The sequence below is a fragment of the Streptomyces sp. Root431 genome, assembly GCF_001426585.1.
Taxonomy (GTDB): Bacteria; Actinomycetota; Actinomycetes; order Streptomycetales; family Streptomycetaceae; genus Streptomyces; species Streptomyces stackebrandtii.
Genome location: NZ_LMEI01000005.1, coordinates 1 through 1112 on the forward strand (window position 1 = coordinate 1; position 1112 = coordinate 1112).

Here is a 1112-nt window from a genome sequence, read left to right on the forward strand (position 1 = left end):
GGCGAGGCGGCGGGCGTGGAGTCCGGTGGTGCGTATGGCGATTTGGTCCTCGCCGGTGCTGCCGGCGAGGACGGTCACGAGGTGGCCGAGGGTCGACGTGTCGAGCTTGGTGGGGAGGTCGATAAGACCGGCCCAGCGTTCGGGGTGTTCGAGGGCGACGACGCGGCCGAGGCCCCAGAGCATGGCCTGGTCGGGGTCGGCGGGCGTGTCGTGGCGGCCGACGGAAACGGCGCCCCGGGTGACGCACCACAGAGGCGCCTCGATCCCGGCGTCGCCGAGCGCCTGCACCCAGGCGACGAGGGGCGTGAGTCCGTCGAGGAGGGAGATCACGCCGGTGAACCCGTCCGTCAGCCCCGCGAGCCGGGCGGCGAGCGCCTCACGGTCGTCGTCCGCACCCGTCTCCACCACCTCCACCTCGGCTCCGGCGGCCTTCAGCGCGCCGAGCAGCCCGGCGTCGGGCTCGCCACCGGCGGCGACCAGCCACCGGCCGGCCAGGTCCGCCTCCGCGGCGGTCGCCAGGGGCTTCCAGTCGACGCGGTAGCGCCAGTCGTCGGCCGTACTGGTGGGCGCGGAGGCCTGGAGCCAGTAGCGCTCGGTCTGGAAGGCGTAGGTGGGGAGGTCGGCGTGGGTGGCCGTGGCAGGGAGGTGGGAAGTCCAGTCGACGGGGAGGCCGTTGGCCCACGCCTCGGCGAGGGAGGTGACGAGCCGGTCCTGTCCGCCCTGCTCGCGGCGGAGGGTGCCGAGTCCGGTGACGGTCTCGGGGAGGGCCATGGTGAGGACGGGGTGGGCGCTGACCTCGACGAAGTGCGTGAACCCCTCGTGGGTGGCCAGGGTCTCGACGGCGGGGGCGAAGCCGACGCGGTGGCGGAGGTTGCGGTACCAATACGCGGCGTCGAGGGCAGGTTCCGTGATCCAGCCGCCTTCGAGGGTGGAGAAGAACGGCACCTGCGGCACCTGCGGGGTCAGCCCGGCGAGGACCTCGGCGAGCTCCTTCTCGATGATCTCGACCTGAGCGCTGTGGGAGGCGTAGTCGACGGGGATGATCCGCGCGCGGATCCCGTCGGTCTCACAGGAGTTGGCGAGTTCCTGGATCTGGATCGGGTCGCCCGAGA

At 72.8% G+C, this 1112-nt stretch carries 1 protein-coding gene; it reads right to left on the reverse strand.

The annotated features are described in order from the left end of the window. Positions 1-1112 (reverse strand): acyltransferase domain-containing protein (locus ASC82_RS30905; RefSeq protein ID WP_242427546.1); only part of this gene is annotated, 1112 nt, incomplete at both ends.